We start from the raw sequence: 21,886 nt of genomic DNA, 5'->3' as shown, positions 1-21,886 counted from the left end.
TTCCTCACTTAATAAGTTAATTGATATTTTCGCACTTAAACGCTTTTTAGCGTTAAAGCGAAATAATACTATATCAATATATGATTATTTTGATGAGCTGTCAATAAAAAAATAAAAAACGACCTGAAAAACAGGTCGTCTTTATGATCGATTTACGAGTAATCATCCATCGGATTATATAATTTTACTTCAGGGTTTTTGTCCTGGAACCATCTTAATGCAAAATCATTTTCAAATAAGAAAGCTAATTTTCCATAACGGTCTTTTACAAGGATGCTTCGAGCAGCTGACAAGTTTTCATTGACCTGTTCATTTTCTACCCAACGAGTAATTTTTGAACCAAGTCTCTCCATAATGACTTCGACATTGTACTCATTTTTCATACGATGTTCGAACACTTCAAATTGAAGCTGACCAACTGCACCTAGAAGATACTCTTCTGTCCTAATATTTCTGAAGAGCTGAATTGCGCCTTCTTGCACAAGCTGTTCAATACCCTTATGAAAATGTTTTTGTTTCATTACGTTTTTTGCAGTGACACGAACAAATAGTTCAGGTGTAAACTGTGGCAATCTATCGTATTGGAAATTATTTTTTCCAACCGTCAAAGTATCACCAATTTGGTACGTACCTGGATCGTAAAGCCCAATAATGTCCCCACTAACAGCCTCTTCAACTGTGCTTCGATCATCAGCCATGAATTGAGTTGATTGAGCTAGTTTAAGCTGTTTGCCAATTCTCGGAATGTTCACCGTCATACCTCTTTCGAATTTACCAGAACAAATTCGAAGGAATGCAATCCGGTCGCGGTGAGCAGGGTTCATATTTGCTTGGATTTTAAAGATAAACCCAGAAAAATCTTCAGACAGTGGATCAATTTCTCCTTCTGTTGAATTTCTTGCCTGAGGTGACGGAGCAAATTGTAAGTAAGTGTCTAAGAAGGTTTGCACACCAAAATTCGTCAAGGCACTTCCGAAAAAGACTGGAGTTAGTTCGCCATTTTCGATTCTTTCACGAGAGAACTCATTACCTGCTTCATTCAAGAGCATAATTTCCTCAAGCGTTTGGTCATACAACCCAGAAGCTTTCAGCTGGTGGTCGCCTTCAATTTCGCCATCCTCATTTAGCTCGATATAGCGCTTATCTTCGTCGACACGGAATTGTTCAATTCGCTTATAGAAACGGTCATAGATTCCTAAGAACTCTTTTCCCATCCCAATCGGCCAATTCATTGGATACGATTCAATCCCCATAACCTCTTCAAGCTCAGCAAGAAGTTCTAATGGTGCTCTACCTTCACGGTCAAGCTTATTAATAAAAGTAAAAATCGGAATTCCACGCATACGACAAACCTTGAATAGCTTCAATGTTTGTTCCTCGATCCCTTTTGCAGAATCGATAATCATTACAGCACTGTCTACAGCTGTTAGTGTACGGTAAGTATCTTCACTGAAATCTTGGTGTCCTGGTGTATCCAGGATGTTCACACGACAATTTTGATATTCAAATTGCATCACACTCGATGTTACCGAGATACCACGTTGCTTCTCGATTTCCATCCAGTCACTTGTTGCAAATTTCCCCGTCTTTTTCCCTTTAACAGTACCTGCATCACGAATGGCACCACCGAATAGTAAAAGTTGTTCAGTCAGCGTTGTTTTTCCGGCATCCGGGTGGGAGATAATTGCAAAGGTACGGCGAGATAAAACCTCATCCTTAAAGTTTTTTGCCATAAATGTCTGTATCCTTTCCATCGAATCAATTTCATATCTTATTTAAAAATACGTCTAAACTAAATTAAAAAATACCTGCAACGATATATTATAGCAAATTCTCCACCTTTTATATAGTCAAAAGATTAATTCGCACAATAAAAGAAGGCTAGGTTTCCCCGGCCTTCTCTTACCTATTTTTTACCACTTAAAGCAAGCTGCTCCAACAATGATCAAAAGAATGAATAGAACAACGATTAGAGCAAACCCGCCGCCATAGCCACCGCCGTAGCCATAGCCGCCATAGCCACCGTAACCACCAAATCCGTACATTATGTCTCCTCCTTTACCGTCAATTCCTTAGTAAAAGCCGCCGTAACCCCAAGAAGCACCGATAATAATCAATAAAATAAACAGTACTACTAATAGGGCAAATCCGCCGCCATAGCCGAATTCTTCTGACATATTTTTAGACCTCCTTATGATAAGTCAATATATCCTATTCATCTTAGGTTAAATGTGGGAATAGACAAATGCACATTTTTAGGTGGATGTTCGTGTCTCAATAACGGAGGAGAGAGATGCATCTGGATAAATAAAGGGACAACCTAATTCCGAACCACAACAAAAAAATCACAGACTACACCGAGTCCATGATGTCCAATCCATTTATGTAGGGTCCGGTACAGCCGTTTATAGGCTATATCAGACCAAAGAGAAAATGAATAATTTAATTTTTAATACCATCCTCCCCAAAATGGTGGGTATGGCGGATAAAACGGTGGACGAATAAGGGAGCCTGCTGCTAAACCACCAATAAATCCTAGTGGGAAGCCGAATCCTCCGAATCCAAATCCGAACGGTCGCCCGAACGGCCTTCCGAATGGTCTTCCAAACGGCCTTCTTCCAATTCTCATGTCATATTGTGGCAGATTTATCATATTAGGGACCTGATGCATCTATTCTCCTCCTCATCTATAAATGTGTTCCCATTCCTAGAATATGCATATCCCTAGAAAAATTTTGGGTTTTTGTCCAGTATTAGAAAAGAAAATTAAATCGCAAATTGAGAAAGATAGTTGAAATCCAAACGACTATATTGTGATAAAAGATAGGCGGACCTTGTAGCGCCAGGTTTTCGTAATGTGTTTAAAGCTCTAATCATATCTTCCTTCGTCCTAATCCCCGTACCATGACCGTAATATAGATTATCTCCTAGATACACGGTATTCTCACCAATCCATTGAGGCTCCTGATGATCAGGATTATGAAAATACAGAACATCCCCCGGAATAAATTCCGTTCCAGCTTTCGTTATAATACGTAAATCCTCATCATAGCTCCAGTCCCAAACTAGCAAATTTCGAAATAATCGATTGAACAGATTAAGGTTGATAGATCTCAATACAGCATAGTAATAAATAATAACAATGGCCGTGGAACATTCAAATGCATATTCGTGCCCATTTTCATATATATCCTCAATCGCTTTTGAAGGAAGAACATTTGGATTAAGCTGGTAGCCATGTATCGTCTTTGTCCAAAAACGTGGATTGAATCTAGACTCTTCAAATATATTGAATTCAACCGGTACTTTCGCCAGTCGTCTGGCAGCATCTATTATATTTTTTCGCAACAATAATTCAAAATTCAACTGCTTCCATGACGAAAAATAATGAGGCAACTCACTTTTTTGTAGCTCCTCATATATCTTCTTCTCTATGTCAGAAAGAGTTGATGCTGGTGGGTCTGAAAGCAAAGTACCCATCATTATAATCATCTTGGGCAGCACTCCTATACTTCTTTTGCTATAGTTTATGCGCCCCTATTTAAAAGGGTTTGTAGGCATCAATGGAAAAACCCTATTGTCCTTTTCGAAAAATAATTTCTCGAACTTGTCCTTCTCCCCTGTTCTCATGCATACAATTAGAATGAAAAGGCTGTTTTCGTAAAGATTATTGTTAAAATCTTACTGCCGGTGGCCAGCGGCCGATTTTAACGTAGAAATAGCTAATTGGTTCATCGTAGCGATGTTTGCAAGCTCTTTTCTCATTTTTATAAAACTACTTATCATTGAAAACACAGATTATTTAATTGATTTTTGTTCCAAAAGCAACAACGTTTGAGAAAAGAGCCTATGGAAAAAATATCGAGGGAGGTCATTATGTTTCAGTTTTTAGAAAAAGCAATTATCGGGATGGCTCTTCTCCGAATGTTATCAGGTAGTATTGAAATTATGGCAGCACTTCTTTTTCTGAAGGTCAATAATGTTGAGAAAGCCTTAATGATTAATAGTTCCCTTGCGCTAATCGGACCGATCGTGTTAATCGTAACAACAACCATTGGGTTAATTGGAATTGCGGAGAAAATCTCCTTTGTAAAAATGCTGTGGATTTTTTGCGGGGTCGGACTTATCCTGTATGGCGTTAAAAGTTCATAAAAACATAGAAGGTCAATTCGCTATTGTTACGAATTGACCTTCTATTTTCTTGCTAGCTTCTCGTACACATCGTTCAACGTGCGACAGCCTAATTGCTTTGTTTTCTCTATATACGCACACCATAATTTTGCAGCTAGCTTAGCATCTCCAAGCGCATGATGGCGCTCTATAACTTCAATACCATTGTGCACACATAAATCTTCTAATCTCGTTAATCCTAAGTCTGGATCTGCAATACGATAAAGAAACGAAGTATCTACAATTCTATGCTTAAACGGCGTCCGAAAAAGCTTCCAACTCGCATTTTGTAAAAAGTTCTTTTCATGAATAGCGTGATGAGCCACTAGCGTATCATTTTTAACAAAATCAAAAAAGCGAATCAGTATTTCAGATAACGGCTCCGCCTCTTTAAGCTCAGCAGAAGAGATACCTGTTAGACTCTCAATTTCCTCAGGTAATTCATGCCCATATTGAACCAGCGAATAAAACACATCATTATCTACCATTTCGCCATTTCTTACTTTTACCGCCCCTATCGAAATAATCTCATCACCATGCTCAGGATAAAATCCAGTGGTTTCAATATCAAAAACGACCGCATTCAATTTTTCCAATGGCACGTTCAAAGAGTTTTCCTGCTTCAACTCCTTCTGCATTTGACGCAAGAACGCAACTTGCTGTGAGTTTTGTAGATTAGCACCTTCCGTCAAGGTAAATCTCCCTTGAATCCCTCTCATCAATTGTCGAAAAGAATCTAAAGCCACTGCTCATCACCTCCATTCATGCAAAATTAGTTCAGAGACATAATGATGAAGTCTTTTCCCATCCTTTAGAATCTGTTTGATTTCCTTTTTCTCCACCCTACTAAGTTTCTTAACTTTTAAAAAATGAGTATCATCATACGTTTTAGATTGATAAAGCGAACTTCGATATATTAACAGGTCTAGGAAATGTTTCTTACTTTCCCGCATTGCTGCACCATATCCGTTTAAACGGACTAATTGTTCAATTCGCTCAAGTGTGGATGTGTCATAAATTCCCTCTTTGATGGCAAGTAAACGAACGGCATTCACATATGGTAAAAAGGCTGTGTATTTCAAGTTGATTGCCCCTTCGTTTATCCCGTGCTCTTCAACAATAAATTGACCGAGGGGTCCTACGGCATTTTTAACATGCATGACATTTTCCATGAATCGTTTTAACAGGGAAGGATGCTCCTTCTGATAAAAATAAATAACATCCTTAAGCTCGTGGACGAACAATTCATTTCCTTGCAAATTTCGTGCATCGTAAAAAATTTGCAGATTTCGAACTGTTTCCCATGACGCTTCTTCCATCCATGCAAGCAGCTGCTGTTTCCAACTTTCCAATGATTTGCACCACAACGGATTAGAACTCATTACGTTACCTTGACAGTAGGGATAGCCTACTTCATTTAAACCGTAGGCGAGCTCCTTCCCAAGTCTAATAAAATAATCATCATTTACTTCATTCGATATTTCATAAATCAATCCATGATCTTGATCGCTAATGGGGCCCTGTTCAAATCTCCCCCCACTACCTGTAATAAACCATGAAAACTCACATGGTGGTTGTTGCGGTTTGATTCGCTCAAGAGCTAATTCAAACACCTTTTTCATCGTCTGATCATGGAATTCATTTAGACGAAATGGATCTGAATAATGGAAAGATATATTTTCATCCTTCCATTCTCTTAAACTTGCATATGAGTTGTTTGCACTTATTGACATGACACCCACACCCTTTATACCCTAAGTGGGAAAGAACTCTTAGAAATAGAGGAAAGCCTCTTTAAAAGAGGCCCTCTCTCATCTATATTTTACCATTAGTTGCTAAAGTAATTTAGCTTAAATTCACTGAAGGTGATTCAGTTTTCACACTTGTAGATGAAGCTTCAAATTGCTCTGGATAACCGTAGCTTCCATGTTCACTCATATCAAGACCCATGATTTCTTCCTCTTCTGTAACACGAAGACCACCCATAACCTTATCCATGATTTTTAATAGAATGAACGCCACTACAAATGCATATGCGCCAGAAGCAACAACACCTAATGCTTGAACGCCTAATTGGTGGAAGCCGCCGCCGTAGAATAATCCAGCTTGACCCCAATCGATATCCGTTGAGAGCGCAGGTAGAGCAAACAATCCATTTGAAAGCGTCCCCCAAACACCAACAGTACCATGAACAGATAATGCAGAAATTGGATCGTCGATTTTTGCTTTATCGAAGAACTTCATGCTGAATACAACCATAATTCCACCTACGAGACCAATGACAACCGCAGCCCATGGAGCAACAAATCCACAAGAAGCAGTAATTGCAACCAAACCAGCAAGAGCACCATTTAATGTAGTAGGAACATCTGCTTTACCTGTTACAACCCAAGAAGTAAACATCGCCGCAATTGCACCAGCCGCAGCCGCCAATTGTGTATTTAAGATAACGAATCCTAAAAATCCATCCGCTACTCCGAATGTGCTAGCTCCGTTAAACCCGAACCAGCCTACCCAAAGAATAAGGACACCTAATGCAGTATACACTTGGTTGTGTCCTGCAATATTGTTAGAAGAACCGTCTTTATTATATTTGCCAATACGAGGTTTTAAGATCAATGTTGCAGCCAATGCTGCCATAGCACCCGTTAAGTGAACAACCGTTGAACCAGCAAAATCTTGCTTACCATGGTCCGCTAACCAGCCGCCACCCCAAATCCAGTGTGCAACTACTGGGTATACAAGAGCTGTGAATAAAATTGCAAAAATCACATATGCAGCTAATTTTGCACGTTCAGCAAAGCCTCCAAAGGCAATTGTTAAGGAAACAACTGCGAACATTACCTGGAAAGAAAAGTCTACTGCTGGTGTTAAGCCTTCCTCTACCGTCGAAGCATCTCCATAAAAGAAATTAGATAATCCTATAAATCCATTCCCATCTCCGTAAGTAAAACCATAACCAACAGCCCAGAATACGAGTGTTCCAAGTCCTGCCGTAAAAACTGTTTTTCCGGCAATATGACCAGCGTTCTTCATTCTAGTGGAACCTGCTTCAAGTAGTATGAATCCACCAATCATAAAAAATACTAAAATTGCACCAATCGCTACCCACAGGTTATCCATCAAAACGATAGCATCCATTAAACCTTCTCCCCTTTCTCTTATTCGTTACTTTTCTTTACATAATGATGTTAGGAAATGTAACATCTTGTAATTAATACTAATTTTACTCTAAATATCCCATATGTCAATAACAAATTTAGAGTTTTTTTGAATTTTATGTTATAAAACCTTACATTATTGAATTAGTGTGGAAATCGTTCTAGGTACTCCCTTTTTGCAAAGAATTCGAAGAATCCCCTCATCATGCTCTCTTACCTGACTGTTACCTTTCACACCCTCGAAGTATACAAAGACAAAACAATGAATAAAAACACCATTGACTATTTATCGATACATATGTATTCTTATAAGTAGTATTAATAACTACATATAACTATATGGAGATGATCAGTTTGAAGTATATTCGTGAACCTATCAATGGATTAACCCATCTAAGCTGGGCTATTCTATCTTTTGTTGCTTTATTAGCGATGGTTATTAAAGCAGCTCTAACTACCGCTTCAGCACTTGCGATAACAGCTGTCATCATTTTTGGTATCAGCCTGATCTTGCTTTACGCCGCATCCGCTACTTACCATATGGTCATCGCTAAGGACAAGGTCATTGCCTTCCTACGAAGAATAGACCATTCCATGATCTTTGTTCTTATCGCAGGAACCTACACTCCTTTTTGCTTAATCAGTTTAAACGGAGTTACCGGATGGGTTCTCTTCTCGATTATTACCTTTTTTGCATTATCAGGTGTACTGTTTAAAATGGTTTGGTTCAATTGTCCGAGATGGTTATCAACGATGATTTATATTGTGATGGGCTGGATGGTTATCTTCGCTGCCTCCCCTTTGTCAGAAGCGCTAAGTTCAACCGGTTTATTCCTGTTGATACTTGGAGGTATTTTTTATACGATCGGCGGGATTATTTACGGTGCAAAACCGAACTTCTTAAAATCTGAATATATGGGATTTCACGAGATTTTTCATATTTTTATCATGCTAGGAAGCACCGCTCATTTTCTTTGTGTCTATATGTATGTTCTATAAACAGAAGAAGAAGCTGCCGAAATCGACAGCTTCTTCTTTATATTTGATGGACTGCTTTTCTAGGTTTCTTTCGTTCTTGTCAAACGAAGATCACATTTTATAGAAAAATTCAGTTGATTCACCTACATTTTAGCGAAAAAATTAGATTTGTCGGTCAGCTCGAACGGATTTCCACTCATCTTGGCGTACAAATTACTTTTGTCGGTCAACTCGAAGGGATTTCCACTCATCTTGGCGTACAAACTACTTTTGTCGGTCAGCTCGAACGGATCCCACTTCATCTTGGCGTACAAATTACTTTTGTCGGTCAGCTCGAACGGATCCCACTTCATCTTGGCGTACAAATTACTTTTGTAGTCAACTCGAACGGATTCCCCTACATCTTGGCGTACAAATTACTTTTGTCGGTCAATTCGGGATTTCCCTTCATCTTGGCGCACAAACTACATTCAGCGTTCAGCTCGAACCGCTTCAGTTTTATCCAAAACGAACCATCCAGTCAACTACTATTACTCTCCCTTAATCATCAGGAGCTTTTGTTTTAAATTATTCTCCATTGCCGCTAATTCGTATTCTGCTTGGCGACGTTTATGTCTTCCTTCCTCCTGAATTCGCATCGTTTCTTCAAGAGTCGAAATTAAGTTCTCCTGTGTCTTCTTTAACGTCTCGATATCCACAAGCCCTCGTTCATTTTCCTTTGCCGTTTCAATCGTATTCGTTTTTAGCATTTCAGCATTCTTTAATAAAAGCTCATTGGTTGTTTTCGAAACTTGCTTCTGAGCCTCCATTGCATGTCGTTGTCTAATTAAAGTCAAAGCAATAGCCACTTGATTTTTCCATAGCGGAATCGCTGTAAGGATTGATGACTGAATTTTTTCCACCAAAGCTTGATTCGTGTTTTGGATAAGACGAATTTGTGGCGCACTTTGAATCGTAATTTCTCTACTCAACTTTAAATCATACAAACGCTTATCTAGACGATCAGCGAATTGAATCATATCATTGACTTCTTGGAATTTCATCTGATCCTGAGTAGCTTCAGCATCTGCCCGCATGGCAGGTATTGTCTTTTCGTACAGCTCTTCTAGCTTAATTTCTCCAGCAGCAATATATACATTTAAGGCATTGAAATAATCCTTATTGTTTTCATATAGCTTTTCCAAATAATGAATATCACTTAAGAGCGTGTTCTTACTTCGCTCCAGCTGCACACCTATGCGGTCAATTTGTGCGCCAGTTTTTTGATATCTCGATAACACCTCTTGAATCGAATCTGAAATTCGGCCAAACATTTTCGCGAAAAAAGAAGGCTTATCTGCTTTTAACTCATCGGGACTTACACTATTCAATTTCTTCATTAAGTTACTGATGATTTCTCCAATTTCCCCAACATCCTGCTTTTGAACATGCTCAAGCATCGTATGAGAGAAAGACAAGAGCTTACCTTGCGCTTGAGAGCCGTAGGAAATCATTGCTTCATGATTTTTCGGATCAATTTGCTCTGCAAGTTGATAAGCTTTTGCACGATTTTCTTCAGGGATGACATCAATCAGTTTGACAGGCTTTTTCTCAGTTGCTTGAAAAACTTCATCCATTTTATTTTGTTCCTCAAATGGATTCGCTAGTAGATCATCGAAGACATTACTTGTATTTCCGTAAAGGGAATCGTTTCGATCACTCATTTCAGTCTCCTACTTTCATCATGAATTGTATTGATATTTCGTTTCGCCACATCAAGCTCCAAGTGAAGCTGGTCAATATCGTTTGAAAGCACTTGGTCTAAATCCTTTTCCAATGAGTTCCGCATTTCTTCTATTGTTTTACGCGTTTCTTGTAATGATAATCTTAAGTCAAGATTCTTCGTAGGTTGAGCAGAGAGAAATGAATATTTTTCCGCCAACTCAACAAAGGAATCTAAATGGTAAAAATAAAATCTCTCAGCAAGGTAAAATCTTTTCGGTTCTTTTTTCGTAATACGATAGATCTTCCTCGTAATTCTGAGAATCTCAAGATTTTGTTTTAACATCGTCAATTGTTTTAATGAAAAAAGTGCTTTATTTAAGCGGTCAATTTTCCTTTTTGCTTCATTTAAATTTTTCTCAATATATTTATATTCACGTCTGGTAAGTCCTTGGCTCTTAATAAAGCGGTGCTTCATAATCTTTTTAGCAATGAGATAAATGAGAAAACCTCCAGCTACCGCAAAAGTAGTTGATAACAAAATGGATTGATCATATCCAAAAAAGCTGATTAGCCAAACAATGCCCGCCGTTGGAATCGCAATTAACGTTCGTAACACAAACGAAAGAAATGGATTCATCAATTATCTACCCCTAACATTTAATCCTCTATATAATTACGATAAAATAATAAGAAAGTTTCAACCATAGTTATATATACACGATGTTCTAACTTTTATCATATCAAACTTCCAGCGAATTGATATAGACCCCATATGTAAATGACGCTAAGACCTAAGACGTATTTTTTCCCCAAATAAAGAAAGAGCCAATCGAGTCCAATCGATTCGCTCTTTTAATAAAGTTATAAAAACATGCTCATATTCATCGTAGTGATGACCGATTGATCAGGATAGACAATACGAGAGGCAATTTTCCATTGATTATTTACCAACCTTACTATATCATTACGCTCTCCAAACATCTCTTCTATGTCTGTCGTTGAACCTCTGCTTCGTTTAAACAAGAAATAGCTTCTGACATTGTATTCATTCGGATTTTCAGTACCATCAATAACAATATTCGTAATAAAATGTCTTTGTCTAGTAGCTGGATTTTCTACCCAAGCCGACTTTGTATACAGACGATTGACCCTTGTCGATAAGGATGTTTTTGTCTCTTCGAAAAAAGAAGAGTCCTCGGCAATATTATCGATATCAACTCCCTCAACAGTTTCACGCATGGGCATTTTATAGTTAATATCATCTGTAAGTAATTCTAACCATTCTTTATATTTCCGATTATCTAAAAAATATGCCTCTTGATAATAAAGATTCGTAATTTCCATTTGTAACTCAGGTGTTACTTTTTTCACCTCGGAGCTCATTGTGACTCCTCCTTTACAAATAGGTCCTTAGAAATTAACTCCAACCATCTTTCATGCATACTTCTCGAAATCGAATCAATATAAGTGGTTGGATATGCTGTTCCTGGACCAGGGAAATTCTCATCGGGCTCCACACGGTTATAGCCCATTAAATAGTTGCTCACACTATTATAATTTAGTTCCTTGTCCTTCATCATCAATCCTTTACTTACCTCGACAATACGTGCCCAAGTCTCTGTATCATCCTGTTCTAGGGTACCAGAAGGACCAAATGAGCCTAAATAACCCTTATAAGCAGCTTGCTTATAATCTTCAGGCATCGCTTTATCTATCAAGAACCAACACCAAACCTCCACCTTTTCAGGCGATAAAGGCCTCCACATCCTGAAATTCAAATAATTGTGAAGATGCCCTTCTGTTCCATGAATCGGACTTACAAAGGAAAGGTTCGGATAAACGCCACCTACAAATACAGTTACTCTTGATTGAATATCTAATTGTTCAGGAGTTAAATGTTTTTCGAATAATGGCCACATCGACTCAGGCGTACCTTGAAATGGCACTCTTGCCTTCCCCGTTTTCGAAGTGATCACATTGATCCCATGAGCATTTTTCATTACGACTTGATGTCCATATCCTGCATACAGAGGATCCTCTGGGCTAATACCCATTTCCACCGTTGAACGATGCGTCGTTTGCACATGGTAAGGGTCTGCAGCAAAGTTTTCTGTTGTCGCTTTCCAATTTGCCTTAGCCACCCATCTTTGCGGAAGGCCGATGACTTCCATCCCACCGCTTCTCCCTAGTAAAATATCAAGATACCACTTCATTTCTCCTAAGTAGTCCTCGAGAGATTCCGCATTCGGGTCCAAATTGCCAAAAATCATCCCTTGATAAGATTCAACCTTTGGAATTGGACGGAGACCCCATTCAGACTTATCCATTTCTTCACCATATACTTTATTCCCAGCGACAATTCCTATTAAATCACCGTCAAGATTATAGCTCCAGCCATGGTAAGGGCATGTAAATGTTTTCTTATTTCCTCGATCAGCTGTACATAATTGGGTTCCACGATGCGTACATGAGTTTAAAAACGCTTTAATTTCCCCATTACGATTTCGCAATAGAATGACCGGATCATGTACCATCCACCTAGTCACATAACTTCCTGGCTCTTTAATTTCCGTTTCATGGCCAAGAAACTGCCACGAGTAACCAAAGATTTTTTCAATTTCCAAATCATAAATATCAGGATCTGTTAAGACCCACTGCGGCAATAAGCCTTCATCCATTTTTTCTTTTAAATGTGTAAAAGCTTTTTCTTCTAGTGTCTTCTTGATCATATGGGACCTCCTCTACTGAATCATATTTGGTAAAAATGTAACGATTTCTGGAAAGATGACCAAAATGATTGTAAAAATAATCATTGTCACAATAGCGGGAATAACCCCTTTAAAAATCTTCTCAATCGGTACATCCCTGACAACACCACTAATAATGTAAATGCTTAATCCGAGAGGTGGAGTTAATACCCCAATATTAAGCACCATGACCATGATGATACCGAACCAAAGACCATCAAATCCGAGTTGTGTAATTAATGGATATACGATTGGCAAAGTTAATACCATAATCGCGATCCCTTCCATAAACATTCCTAATATAAAGTAGACGACAAGAATCATGGCCATAATCAAATAAGGTGAAACATCTAAGCTTCCTACTGTAGAAGTTAAGTACATCGGAATCTGACTTAGAGCTAGAAATTTCCCAAATAATGAAGCACCAATTAAGATTAAAAAGAGCATAACCGTTAAACGAATCGATTCATCTAGTGAAGAATATAATTTAGTCCAATTCAATCTTTTCGTAAAGAGGGTTAGCAAGAATGCTCCAACCGCCCCAATTCCACCTGCTTCACTCGGTGTAAATACCCCAAAATAAATGCCACCGATACTGATGAAAAAGATCACAAGAAATGGCCAAACACCTCTTAATGATGACATTTTTTCTTTAAAAGGAGTGGATTCTTTTTTCCTTGGTGCAATGGATGGGTTTAGTCTTACTTGAATATTAATCATCAACATGAAAAGAATCGTCATAATAACCCCTGGAATTAACCCTCCAATTAATAGAGGACCAATTGGCTCATTTGTCAGAGCCCCATACAAAATCAAGATTACGCTCGGAGGAATTAATATTCCTAACGTACCTCCAGCAGCAACAGCTGCAGTAGAAAAGGTAGTTTTATAGTTATATTCTTTCATTTCAGGAATCGTTATTTTCGCAAGCGTCGCAGTTGTTGCATTAGAAGACCCTGAAATAGCCGCAAAGATGGATGCAGCCCCAATTGTTGCAATTGCCAAACCTCCACGAAAATGTCCAATCCATTTATCTACAGCCTGAAACAAATCTTTTCCCAGGCCGGTATTTGACATGAACATTCCCATTAAAATAAATAACGGAATAACACTTAAGCTATAGTTTTTCGCGGTACCAAAGGCGGAAGTTCCTAGCTGCGAAAGTCCCACATTCCAATCTGATAACCATGCCACACCTAAGAAACCAACAAGAAACAAAGATAGACCGACTGAGACCCTTAATAAGATGAGCACTAATAACAAAACAATTCCGATAACACCTATAAGCTCAGGACTCATTCTTTTTCACCAACTTCAACAAATTTTTCAAACCATCTAAGAGATAAGTGAGCGTAAAGCAAAACGCTCCAATAATGGTTAGACCCGAAAAAATATATAACGGCATTCCTAAGTCACCGCTTGTTTCATGACCTAACCAAACTCTCATTGTATATTCATATAATTGCCAAGTAGTTAAAGCCATTAAAATAGTAAGAAGCAAAGAGCTTAATAAACCAAGGAAATTCTGTACTTTCACAGGCATTTTATTTGTTAGGAAATCAATTTCAATATGATCCTTTTTAATTTGGGCAGAACCTAAGCTAAAAAAAATCATCAACGCAAGTGCTAAACTAGTAATTTCATAAGTTCCAGTAATCGGCTTATTGAAAAAATAACGTCCAACGACATCAGCCAATGTCAAAAACATAAGCAAGAATAAAATAATACTTGAAACCCTGTGCAATGCATTATTTAAAAACAATGTAATTGCTTCAAATTTCGTTGTCAGTTTTTGCAAAAAAGAAGCATCGTTGAGAGCTGGGGCTCCCAACGATTGGCTTTCTTGAACCTCTGGTTTCATATCATCACCTCAATTGTTCAGACTATTCCCCTTTGATCAATTTCACCGTTTCATCATAAATCTTTTGTCCGTCGATTCCTTTGGCTTCCATATCAGACAGCCATTTTTCGGTTACCACCTCAGCAGCATCTTTAAATTTATTTAACTCTTCATCAGGCAAAGTAATAAATTCAACTCCTGCTGCCTCAGCATCTTGTTCTGCTTTTTCTTTCTGTTCATCAAATGCTTTTCCAGCACGCTCTGCCATTGGTAAGCCTAACAATTCTTCCTCAATTAACTTCTGGTCATCAGCAGGAATCTTATTCCAACTGTCTTTATTCATAACCACATAAAATAGACTCGTATTGAAGTTTCCTAGTGTTACATAATCCACGATATCCGCTAAATTAAAATCCCTAATCGCCGCCACCGGAAGAACTCCACCATCTATTACACCTTTTTGCAATGCATCATAAATTTCTGGAGCGGGCAAAGATACTGGCGTAGCTCCCCAAGACTCAATCATATTCCCTGCTTCTACTGAAGGAGTTCTAAGTTTTAAGCCTTTTACATCATCAAAGCTTCTAACTGCTTTTCCTTTCGTAATGATCGCATAAGGATCTGCCGCATGAATCCATAATGGTTTAACATCCGAGTATTCATCCTGAATTTCTGGGAAAGTATCATATAGCTTCTGGGCTACTACACTTAGTTCAGCAGCTGTTCCATCAGCTAAGAAAGGCAATTGCAAAACCGTATGAACAGTGAATTTCCCTGCATTATAGCCATGTAACCCCCAACCAGCATCCATAATTCCTGTCACAATATTATCGAATGTATCTGTTGGTCCACCTAAAGCTCCGCCTGGATAAACTTGAAATTTGACTCGCCCATCTGTTAATTCTTCCACGTCTTTACTAAATGGTGTCATCGCCCCTGAGTCCTGCACATGTTCTGGAGAATTCATATGACCTAACTTTAATTCAACGGTTCCACCATCCCCACTAGCCGCATCCCCATTACCACTAGAACTATTTGAGCAAGCACTAAATGTTAATATACTAAGTATGATTAAACATAAAAAAGATAATTTAATAGGCTTTCTAAGCATTTTTATTAACCCCCAATTTTTATACTTTTTCCACTTCGAAATAAAACGCTTTCATTTTATGAAGGAAAAGTTCCCCCTCTCTCCCGATTCTTAATTTACCAATATTTTGTATGATCTTTCTTGTATCATATAGAGTCGAAAACTTCAGGACAACAACATAGTTTCTTTATATGCAACAAATGAAATTTTTTGATTCTAATATTCTAGAGGTAGTCCAACATATTGTTCAGCGAGACTTTTCGCAGCTGACTGAGAAGATGTCACGAGGTCTAATTCAGCAAGTTGAAGTCCATATTCAAAAGGAGAATGTTCAAAATTACGATGGAGCATTCTCGTCATCCATGCTGAAAAGCGTTGTGCTTTCCACACTCGCCTTGTACAAATTTCAGAATATCGAGTAAGAAGTTCTGTTTGCTGTTCATGATAATACTTCTTCATCGCATTTGATAATACTTGAACATCAGCAATTGCCAAATTAAGCCCTTTTGCGCCTGTTGGCGGGACAATATGGGTAGCATCTCCAGCTAGATAGAGCCGTCCATATTGCATCGTTTCACAAATAAAGCTCCTCATGGAAACGATATTTTTTTGGATAATTGGTCCATCATTTAGCTTCCAATCTTTTAGATCAACTCGCTTATGCAATTCTGTCCAAATGCGGTCATCCGACCAATTCTCTATATGCTCTGATGGATCCACCTGCAGATAATAGCGTTGAATGTCAATAGACCTTGTGCTAATGAGGGCGAATCCAGATTCATGATTGCTGTAAATTAATTCAGGATTAGAAGGTGGTGCCTCTGCTAATATTCCTAACCAACCAAACGGATACGTATGTTTGAATTCTTTACGCTCAGATTCTGGAATCGATTTTCGACTTGGTCCATGGTACCCATCACAACCAGCTATAAAATCGCACTCAATCTCTTCCTCAACCCCATCCTTTCGGAAACGAATCTTTGGTGAAGAAGTCTCAATATCTAGTAACCTTACATCTCTAACATCAAAATAAATTTGCGCACCATCATGAAGACGTGAGGCAACTAAATCCTTAATGACCTCGTGTTGAGCATAAACGGTAATGCTCTTCCCTCCTGTTAGTTCATTCATATTGATTCGATGTCTTCTTCCATTAAATTGCAATTCGATTCCATGATGAACAGAACCTTCCTTCACTAATCGTTCACCAACCCCAGTTCCCTTCAAGAGCTCAACCGTTCCCTGTTCCAATACACCAGCACGAATCGTTCCTTCTATTTCTTTTCTTGAACGATTTTCCAAAACAATCGAGTCAATTCCTTGAAGATGCAGAAGATGCGAAAGCATTAGACCTGCTGGCCCAGCTCCAATAATACCAACCTGGGTACGCATACCATCCTCCCCCTTTTATAACTGTAAAAAGGCGATACATCCCATCACCTTTTTAAGCGCCTTCAAAACTTTCACTTTACAAATTCTGCATCTGCTTCGGTCACAAAACGAACCGTTTCTTTCTCACCAAAGGCAATTAATGCATTCCAGCTACCAGAGGACTGCCCATCGGCAAAATAAGTTGGCTCCCAACCATCCTCTATCATGCTAAAAAGCATGGCTAAATGTCGACCACCTGATTCTACCTTGGCTAACCTAGCATATTGAGGAAGCATTTCATAAGCTGACTGATAATCTTTTTTCATGACAAAATCAATAAATTGTTTATCCAATGCATGCTCGGAGACCGTTGGTTTATTGTGTCTACCTCTTACTAGATTGTGAGAAAGGGCACCGCTGGAAACAAAAATGACTTTCTTGTCACTTTCTCTTAACACCTTGGCGATCTCTTTCCCCCATTTATAGGTCTCTTCTAGACTAGCCGCTAACGTCACTGATAAATTAATAACTGGAGTATCTTCATTTGGAACAAGGTATCTCAACGGAACAACTGTCCCGTAGTCCCAAATATAATAAGGATCATTTACTCCTTGTACTTGAAGACCAGCTTCCTCACCAGCTTTAACTAGTTCTTTTGCTAATTCTGCATCTCCTGGATAATGATAAGGAACATCCTTAATCAAATCCGGGGCTTCAAATGCAGTTAAAATTCCTTTATGCTCTGGAGTGCAGTCAACATAATGGAAGAAAGTTGATGGCCAATGACAAGAAACTAACACCACTACATCAGGTTTAATACTTTCGATTTTTTTCGCAAGACCCTTCATGGAGGCCACCATATCCTTCTGAAACTCCGGTGCTTGTTCTTCATGACAAATACTCGGCACATGCGGGGCCAATAAACTTAATTCAATCGTCATTCATAAACCTCCCTAATATAATTGAAAGATAAACCACTTAAGTTATTTTATGTTACAACTCCAATGGGGCTTGGATATGGTTTATCTTCCATTACTTCAAAAATTACTTTTGTGACATTGGTTTTCCTGCTTTTCCCCAATGAGTCTTCGGTATCTCAGTCACAACAACTCGAATATTCTCTACTGGTGAATCCAACGTTTCTGAAACAGTATTCGTGATGTTTTGAATGACCTCTGCAATCTTCTCTTCAGACCTGCCTTCTAGTAATTGGACATTGATAATGGGCATATGCTTTTAATCCCTTCTTTTTGAAAATTATTCAACTACTGTAAAAGTGACTTCACCTAAACCATCAAATTTTGCTCTCACGGAATCTCCATTCTGTAACATCACAGCTCCTGTAATTGCACCGGTTAAAATGATATCTCCCTTTTTGACCTTTTCACCTTTTCTTGCCAGCATATTAGCAAGCATCGCAACGGAATTAGCAGGATGACCTAGTACAGCAGCTCCAGCACCAAGCTCTTTAATAACACCGTTAATCGTTAAAACTCCACCAACTACATCTAGCTCAAAAAGTTCAGGTTTTTTTAACGAGGTCCCAAACACAACTCTTGAGGTAGACGCATTATCAGCGATGACGTCTGGCAATGTAAAATTAAAGTTTTCGTAGCGGCTATCAATAATCTCAAGAGCCGGTAAAACATATTCCGTTTTTGCTAAAACTTGAGCACCGGTCACACCCGGTCCCTCAATATCTTCACCGATCACAAAAGCAATCTCTGCTTCTGCTTTTGGATGGATTAAGTCTTTAAGTGAGACTTTTCCACCATCATCAATCAACATATAATCAAATACGTATCCATAGATCGGTTCACTTACGCCCATTTGCTGCATTTTCGCCTGACTTGTTAACCCCATTTTTGGACCAATGATTCGTCGTCCTTCTTCGAGCTTGATTTTCACTAGCTCCTCTTGGACAAAGTAGGCTTCCTCAACAGTGAGGTCTTGTTTCATAGTGGATGTAACCTTTTCAACTTCCCGTTTTTCAATTTCTGCTGAGACTAGATATTTGGCAATATCCTTATAGAGAGCGTTCTCCATTCTTCTCCTCCTTTAGGCAACGGTAGAAAAATAAAATCCATTTATTTCGTATTCGCCAGCTCTGCAGCAACATCTAAAATCATATCTTCCTGTCCGCCAACTACATTTCTTTTGCCTAGTTCAATTAAGATATCCCTTGAATCAATCCCAAATCTTTCTGAAGCCCTTTGCGCATGTAATAGAAAACTAGAGTAGACTCCTGCATATCCTAAGACAAGACTGTCTTTAGTAATCTCCTGTGGCTTTTCAAGTATTGGAGCTACAATGTTCTCAGCGATATCCATCATTTTATAAATATCGATTCCGGTTTGAATGCCTAGTTTATCAAGTACTGAAACCAATACTTCCGTTTGTGTATTTCCCGCACCAGCTCCTAAGCAACGAATGCTTCCATCGATTCGAGTTGCCCCCTCTTCAATCGCTGCGAGCGTATTAGCCATAGCGAGAGAGAGATTATTGTGCGCATGGAATCCCACATTAACCGTTAAGGCATCCTTTAGTGCCCTAACTCTTTCCTTTACTTGATGTGGTAAAAGTGCACCGGCAGAATCAACTACATAAACGGTATCTGCCCCATAACTTTCCATCAATTTCGCTTGTTCTACTAATTTCGCAGTAGGAGCCATGTGTGACATCATAAGAAATCCAACTGTTTCAAGACCTAGTTCCTTGGCAAGCGAAATGTGCTGTGGAGAGACGTCTGCTTCCGTAACATGAGTGGCAATTCTGGCCATTTTGGCCCCTAGACTAGCGGCTTCTTTTAATTCCGGCATTGTGCCAATCCCAGGTAAAAGGAGGACAGCAATCTTGGCATTTTTCACAACTGACGCTGCAGCTTCAATGAGTTCCATCTCATTGGTCAAAGATAATCCATATTGGAGAGAAGAACCTCCTAATCCATCACCATGGGATACTTCGATGTATGGGACATTTGCTTCATCTAATCCCTTCGCAACAGCTACCACTTGATCAACTGTAAATTGGTGGCGAATGGCATGGCTTCCATCCCTTAACGCGACTTCTGTAATGAGAACATCCCTAAATGCTTCCATTCTATTCCAACCCCCTTCTTCCTAGATTAAAGACACCTTTGAAATCTTATGCTTTGCCCATTCTTCAGCAACTTTTACTGAGGCAGCCGTCATGATATCTAAGTTCCCTGAGTACTTCGGCAAATAATCACCCGCGCCCTCGACTTCGATAAATACAGTCACTCGATTTCCATCAAAAAACGGCTGTTGTCTTAAACGGTACCCAGGCACATATGTTTGAACCTGTGCCGCCATTTCATTTACAGAAGTGATAATTCGCTCCTCGTCAACCAATTGATCTTCAAGTAATACGTGGATCGTATCTCTCATGATAATTGGGGGTTCTGCAGGATTTAAGATGATGATCGCTTTTCCTTTTTTGGCTCCGCCAATTTTTTCAATTCCTCGAGCCGTCGTTTGTGTAAATTCATCGATATTCGCTCTCGTTCCAGGACCAGCACTTTTGCTCGAGATGGTCGCCACTATTTCCGCATATTCTACTTGCTGAACGCGATTGATCGCATGAACAATTGGAATAGTCGCTTGACCGCCACAGGTAATAAGATTGATATTATCTGCATCAAGGTGCTCACTAATATTCACCGAAGGAACCACAAAAGGTCCAACCGCAGCTGGTGTTAAATCAAGCACCTGCTTTCTGGAATCGCGAAGCAACTTCGCATGACGAATATGAGCCTTTGCTGAAGTCGCATCAAAAACAATATCAGCAAGCTCTGGTTTTTCTAAAAATCCTTTAATCCCTGTATCAATCGTTTCAAAACCAAACTCTCTCGCCATTCTCAATCCATCAGAATTCGGATCAATCCCAATGACTGTCGTCAGTTCCAATATTTCCGAACGTCTTAGCTTAAGCATCAAATCTGTTCCAATATTCCCCGAACCTAGTACAGCTACCTTTACTTTGTTCATGAGCCTCCCCCTTCTTTTAAAACTATTAAAACTGAACACTAACTTCTCCAAGATGAGCGAACTTAGCAGTAAAAGCGTCTCCAGCCTTTGCCTCTACAGCAGCCGATAAGGCACCTGACAAGATCACTTCTCCCGCGCGTAAGGAAATATCAAATTCAAATAGTTTATTAGCAAGCCACGCCACACAGCTCGCAGGATTTCCTAGAGCTGCAGCCCCGACTCCGGTATTTACGATTTCACCGTTTTTAGCTAGGACCATTCCGATTAATTTAAGGTCAACCTCATCTATTTTTACTGGCTTTCCGCCAAGAACATAAAAGCCAGATGAAGCATTGTCTGCGACGGTGTCCGTTAATTTAATTTTCCAATCTTGAATACGACTATCGACAATCTCAAGTGCTGGAACAATGTATTCAGTTGCTTGAAGGACATCTAATGTTGTAACATTTGGTCCCTTTAAATCTTTCTTGAGAATAAAGGCGATTTCTCCTTCAACCTTAGGTTGCATTACCTTTTCATTAGGAACCTTCCCGCCATTTTCCACTACCATACAATCTAACAAATGACCGTAGTCTGGCTCGTTTACCCCGAGCAGATTTTGCATGGCCAAAGAGGTTAAGCCTATTTTCTTTCCAACTACCTTTTGACCCTGGACTAGTTTCCGATGGATATTTTCAAGTTGAATGGCATATGCCTCCTGAATTGACAATTCTGCATCCATCTCAGTAAGTGGAGAAATACCGATTTTCGTTTCTTCTGCTTGAGCTAGTTGCTTTGCGTATAGAGTAATTTTTTCAGACAATATCCATCCTTCCCTT

The 21,886-nt window shown here is 39.1% G+C and carries 25 protein-coding genes; 2 read left to right on the top strand and 23 right to left on the bottom strand.

What is annotated here, in order from left to right; translation table 11 throughout:
- Window positions 1-152: 152 nt before the first annotated feature.
- The 5 genes from FAR12_RS09115 to FAR12_RS09095 form a co-directional block, all read right to left on the bottom strand.
- Window positions 153-1,733, bottom strand: a complete 1,581-nt coding sequence (locus FAR12_RS09115; RefSeq protein ID WP_126408385.1) for a peptide chain release factor 3 — start codon at window positions 1,731-1,733, stop codon at window positions 153-155.
- Window positions 1,734-1,913: 180 nt separating this feature from the next.
- The gene (locus tag FAR12_RS09110) at window positions 1,914-2,045 is read right to left on the bottom strand and encodes a YjcZ family sporulation protein (protein ID WP_126408384.1); all 132 of its coding nucleotides are present in this window, start codon (window positions 2,043-2,045) and stop codon (window positions 1,914-1,916) included.
- A gap of 27 nt (window positions 2,046-2,072) precedes the next feature.
- Window positions 2,073-2,177, bottom strand: a complete 105-nt coding sequence (locus FAR12_RS09105; RefSeq protein ID WP_126408383.1) for a YjcZ family sporulation protein — start codon at window positions 2,175-2,177, stop codon at window positions 2,073-2,075.
- A 272-nt stretch (window positions 2,178-2,449) separates the two neighbouring features.
- On the bottom strand, window positions 2,450-2,671 hold the full coding sequence (locus FAR12_RS09100) for a hypothetical protein (RefSeq protein ID WP_185819429.1): 222 nt from the start codon (window positions 2,669-2,671) through the stop codon (window positions 2,450-2,452).
- 95 nt (window positions 2,672-2,766) lie between these two features.
- Window positions 2,767-3,492, bottom strand: a complete 726-nt coding sequence (locus FAR12_RS09095; protein WP_126408382.1) for a protein-glutamine gamma-glutamyltransferase — start codon at window positions 3,490-3,492, stop codon at window positions 2,767-2,769.
- A gap of 384 nt (window positions 3,493-3,876) precedes the next feature.
- On the opposite strand from FAR12_RS09095, the gene FAR12_RS09090 reads away from it, so the two are divergent.
- Window positions 3,877-4,152, top strand: a complete 276-nt coding sequence (locus FAR12_RS09090) for a YqhV family protein (RefSeq protein ID WP_126408381.1) — start codon at window positions 3,877-3,879, stop codon at window positions 4,150-4,152.
- Window positions 4,153-4,193: 41 nt separating this feature from the next.
- Here the strand turns inward: FAR12_RS09090 and FAR12_RS09085 are convergent, their stop codons facing one another.
- The 3 genes from FAR12_RS09085 to FAR12_RS09075 form a co-directional block, all read right to left on the bottom strand.
- On the bottom strand, window positions 4,194-4,916 hold the full coding sequence (locus tag FAR12_RS09085) for an exonuclease domain-containing protein (RefSeq protein ID WP_170972152.1): 723 nt from the start codon (window positions 4,914-4,916) through the stop codon (window positions 4,194-4,196).
- A gap of 6 nt (window positions 4,917-4,922) precedes the next feature.
- The gene (locus FAR12_RS09080) at window positions 4,923-5,903 is read right to left on the bottom strand and encodes a DUF294 nucleotidyltransferase-like domain-containing protein (protein ID WP_126408380.1); all 981 of its coding nucleotides are present in this window, start codon (window positions 5,901-5,903) and stop codon (window positions 4,923-4,925) included.
- Between the two features lie 112 nt (window positions 5,904-6,015).
- Window positions 6,016-7,311 carry an ammonium transporter gene (locus tag FAR12_RS09075; RefSeq protein WP_126408379.1) on the bottom strand — a complete coding sequence of 432 codons (1,296 nt, stop codon included), beginning with the start codon at window positions 7,309-7,311 and terminating at the stop codon, window positions 6,016-6,018.
- Window positions 7,312-7,685: 374 nt separating this feature from the next.
- Between FAR12_RS09075 and trhA the strand changes: the two genes are divergently transcribed.
- On the top strand, window positions 7,686-8,330 hold the full coding sequence (gene trhA / locus FAR12_RS09070; protein ID WP_246010357.1) for a PAQR family membrane homeostasis protein TrhA: 645 nt from the start codon (window positions 7,686-7,688) through the stop codon (window positions 8,328-8,330).
- A gap of 122 nt (window positions 8,331-8,452) precedes the next feature.
- Here trhA and FAR12_RS23385 read toward each other — a convergent pair whose 3' ends face one another.
- The 15 genes from FAR12_RS23385 to FAR12_RS09000 all read right to left on the bottom strand — a co-directional run bounded on the left by FAR12_RS23385 (window position 8,453) and on the right by FAR12_RS09000 (window position 21,870).
- Window positions 8,453-8,662 carry a hypothetical protein gene (locus tag FAR12_RS23385; protein ID WP_170972151.1) on the bottom strand — a complete coding sequence of 70 codons (210 nt, stop codon included), beginning with the start codon at window positions 8,660-8,662 and terminating at the stop codon, window positions 8,453-8,455.
- A 177-nt stretch (window positions 8,663-8,839) separates the two neighbouring features.
- Window positions 8,840-10,012, bottom strand: coding sequence for a toxic anion resistance protein (locus FAR12_RS09065; RefSeq protein WP_126408378.1), 1,173 nt, complete (start codon window positions 10,010-10,012; stop codon window positions 8,840-8,842).
- On the bottom strand, window positions 10,009-10,650 hold the full coding sequence (locus FAR12_RS09060; protein WP_126408377.1) for a 5-bromo-4-chloroindolyl phosphate hydrolysis family protein: 642 nt from the start codon (window positions 10,648-10,650) through the stop codon (window positions 10,009-10,011). Before FAR12_RS09060 ends, FAR12_RS09065 begins: the two co-directional genes overlap by 4 nt.
- A gap of 224 nt (window positions 10,651-10,874) precedes the next feature.
- Window positions 10,875-11,396 (bottom strand): 3-phenylpropionate/cinnamic acid dioxygenase subunit beta, encoded by a 522-nt coding sequence (locus FAR12_RS09055; RefSeq protein ID WP_126408376.1) that lies wholly within the window; start codon window positions 11,394-11,396, stop codon window positions 10,875-10,877.
- Window positions 11,393-12,742 (bottom strand): aromatic ring-hydroxylating oxygenase subunit alpha, encoded by a 1,350-nt coding sequence (locus FAR12_RS09050; RefSeq protein ID WP_126408375.1) that lies wholly within the window; start codon window positions 12,740-12,742, stop codon window positions 11,393-11,395. Before FAR12_RS09050 ends, FAR12_RS09055 begins: the two co-directional genes overlap by 4 nt.
- Window positions 12,743-12,754: 12 nt before the next feature.
- Complete coding sequence (locus FAR12_RS09045; protein ID WP_126408374.1) at window positions 12,755-14,059, bottom strand: TRAP transporter large permease; 1,305 nt, start codon at window positions 14,057-14,059, stop codon at window positions 12,755-12,757.
- Window positions 14,049-14,621 carry a TRAP transporter small permease gene (locus FAR12_RS09040; RefSeq protein WP_126408373.1) on the bottom strand — a complete coding sequence of 191 codons (573 nt, stop codon included), beginning with the start codon at window positions 14,619-14,621 and terminating at the stop codon, window positions 14,049-14,051. The genes FAR12_RS09045 and FAR12_RS09040 overlap by 11 nt, the downstream gene beginning before the upstream one ends.
- A 22-nt stretch (window positions 14,622-14,643) precedes the next feature.
- On the bottom strand, window positions 14,644-15,711 hold the full coding sequence (locus tag FAR12_RS09035; protein ID WP_126408372.1) for a TRAP transporter substrate-binding protein: 1,068 nt from the start codon (window positions 15,709-15,711) through the stop codon (window positions 14,644-14,646).
- 195 nt (window positions 15,712-15,906) lie between these two features.
- Entirely contained in the window at window positions 15,907-17,082 is a 1,176-nt protein-coding gene (pobA, locus tag FAR12_RS09030) for a 4-hydroxybenzoate 3-monooxygenase (RefSeq protein WP_126408371.1), read from the bottom strand.
- A gap of 71 nt (window positions 17,083-17,153) precedes the next feature.
- Window positions 17,154-18,002, bottom strand: a complete 849-nt coding sequence (locus FAR12_RS09025) for a DODA-type extradiol aromatic ring-opening family dioxygenase (RefSeq protein ID WP_126408370.1) — start codon at window positions 18,000-18,002, stop codon at window positions 17,154-17,156.
- A 103-nt stretch (window positions 18,003-18,105) separates the two neighbouring features.
- A complete protein-coding gene (locus FAR12_RS09020) occupies window positions 18,106-18,291 on the bottom strand; it encodes a 4-oxalocrotonate tautomerase (RefSeq protein WP_126408369.1) in 186 nt (61 codons plus the stop codon).
- Window positions 18,292-18,318: 27 nt separating this feature from the next.
- Complete coding sequence (locus FAR12_RS09015) at window positions 18,319-19,107, bottom strand: 2-keto-4-pentenoate hydratase (protein WP_126408368.1); 789 nt, start codon at window positions 19,105-19,107, stop codon at window positions 18,319-18,321.
- Window positions 19,108-19,148: 41 nt separating this feature from the next.
- Window positions 19,149-20,159, bottom strand: a complete 1,011-nt coding sequence (gene dmpG / locus FAR12_RS09010) for a 4-hydroxy-2-oxovalerate aldolase (RefSeq protein ID WP_126408367.1) — start codon at window positions 20,157-20,159, stop codon at window positions 19,149-19,151.
- A 21-nt stretch (window positions 20,160-20,180) separates the two neighbouring features.
- Window positions 20,181-21,068, bottom strand: a complete 888-nt coding sequence (locus FAR12_RS09005) for an acetaldehyde dehydrogenase (acetylating) (protein ID WP_126408366.1) — start codon at window positions 21,066-21,068, stop codon at window positions 20,181-20,183.
- Between the two features lie 25 nt (window positions 21,069-21,093).
- A complete protein-coding gene (locus FAR12_RS09000) occupies window positions 21,094-21,870 on the bottom strand; it encodes a 2-keto-4-pentenoate hydratase (RefSeq protein WP_246010356.1) in 777 nt (258 codons plus the stop codon).
- Window positions 21,871-21,886: the final 16 nt, after the last annotated feature.

The organism is Bacillus yapensis (genome assembly GCF_005280205.1).
GTDB classification, from domain to species: Bacteria; Bacillota; Bacilli; order Bacillales; family Cytobacillaceae; genus Robertmurraya; species Robertmurraya yapensis.
Note: the sequence above shows the minus strand (reverse complement) of the source record. Positions and strands in the feature narration are given on the sequence as shown.

Coding starts and splice junctions, on each gene's coding strand:
- FAR12_RS09115 (WP_126408385.1), bottom strand. CDS start 1,733: ATGGCAAAAAACTTTAAGGATGAGGTTTTATCTCGCCGTACCTTTGCA.
- FAR12_RS09110 (WP_126408384.1), bottom strand. CDS start 2,045: ATGTACGGATTTGGTGGTTACGGTGGCTATGGCGGCTATGGCTACGGC.
- FAR12_RS09105 (WP_126408383.1), bottom strand. CDS start 2,177: ATGTCAGAAGAATTCGGCTATGGCGGCGGATTTGCCCTATTAGTAGTA.
- FAR12_RS09100 (WP_185819429.1), bottom strand. CDS start 2,671: ATGCATCAGGTCCCTAATATGATAAATCTGCCACAATATGACATGAGA.
- FAR12_RS09095 (WP_126408382.1), bottom strand. CDS start 3,492: ATGATTATAATGATGGGTACTTTGCTTTCAGACCCACCAGCATCAACT.
- FAR12_RS09090 (WP_126408381.1), top strand. CDS start 3,877: ATGTTTCAGTTTTTAGAAAAAGCAATTATCGGGATGGCTCTTCTCCGA.
- FAR12_RS09080 (WP_126408380.1), bottom strand. CDS start 5,903: ATGTCAATAAGTGCAAACAACTCATATGCAAGTTTAAGAGAATGGAAG.
- FAR12_RS09075 (WP_126408379.1), bottom strand. CDS start 7,311: ATGGATGCTATCGTTTTGATGGATAACCTGTGGGTAGCGATTGGTGCA.
- FAR12_RS23385 (WP_170972151.1), bottom strand. CDS start 8,662: ATGAAGTGGGATCCGTTCGAGCTGACCGACAAAAGTAATTTGTACGCC.
- FAR12_RS09065 (WP_126408378.1), bottom strand. CDS start 10,012: ATGAGTGATCGAAACGATTCCCTTTACGGAAATACAAGTAATGTCTTC.
- FAR12_RS09060 (WP_126408377.1), bottom strand. CDS start 10,650: ATGAATCCATTTCTTTCGTTTGTGTTACGAACGTTAATTGCGATTCCA.
- FAR12_RS09055 (WP_126408376.1), bottom strand. CDS start 11,396: ATGAGCTCCGAGGTGAAAAAAGTAACACCTGAGTTACAAATGGAAATT.
- FAR12_RS09050 (WP_126408375.1), bottom strand. CDS start 12,742: ATGATCAAGAAGACACTAGAAGAAAAAGCTTTTACACATTTAAAAGAA.
- FAR12_RS09045 (WP_126408374.1), bottom strand. CDS start 14,059: ATGAGTCCTGAGCTTATAGGTGTTATCGGAATTGTTTTGTTATTAGTG.
- FAR12_RS09040 (WP_126408373.1), bottom strand. CDS start 14,621: ATGAAACCAGAGGTTCAAGAAAGCCAATCGTTGGGAGCCCCAGCTCTC.
- FAR12_RS09035 (WP_126408372.1), bottom strand. CDS start 15,711: ATGCTTAGAAAGCCTATTAAATTATCTTTTTTATGTTTAATCATACTT.
- pobA (WP_126408371.1), bottom strand. CDS start 17,082: ATGCGTACCCAGGTTGGTATTATTGGAGCTGGGCCAGCAGGTCTAATG.
- FAR12_RS09025 (WP_126408370.1), bottom strand. CDS start 18,002: ATGACGATTGAATTAAGTTTATTGGCCCCGCATGTGCCGAGTATTTGT.
- FAR12_RS09020 (WP_126408369.1), bottom strand. CDS start 18,291: ATGCCCATTATCAATGTCCAATTACTAGAAGGCAGGTCTGAAGAGAAG.
- FAR12_RS09015 (WP_126408368.1), bottom strand. CDS start 19,107: ATGGAGAACGCTCTCTATAAGGATATTGCCAAATATCTAGTCTCAGCA.
- dmpG (WP_126408367.1), bottom strand. CDS start 20,159: ATGGAAGCATTTAGGGATGTTCTCATTACAGAAGTCGCGTTAAGGGAT.
- FAR12_RS09005 (WP_126408366.1), bottom strand. CDS start 21,068: ATGAACAAAGTAAAGGTAGCTGTACTAGGTTCGGGGAATATTGGAACA.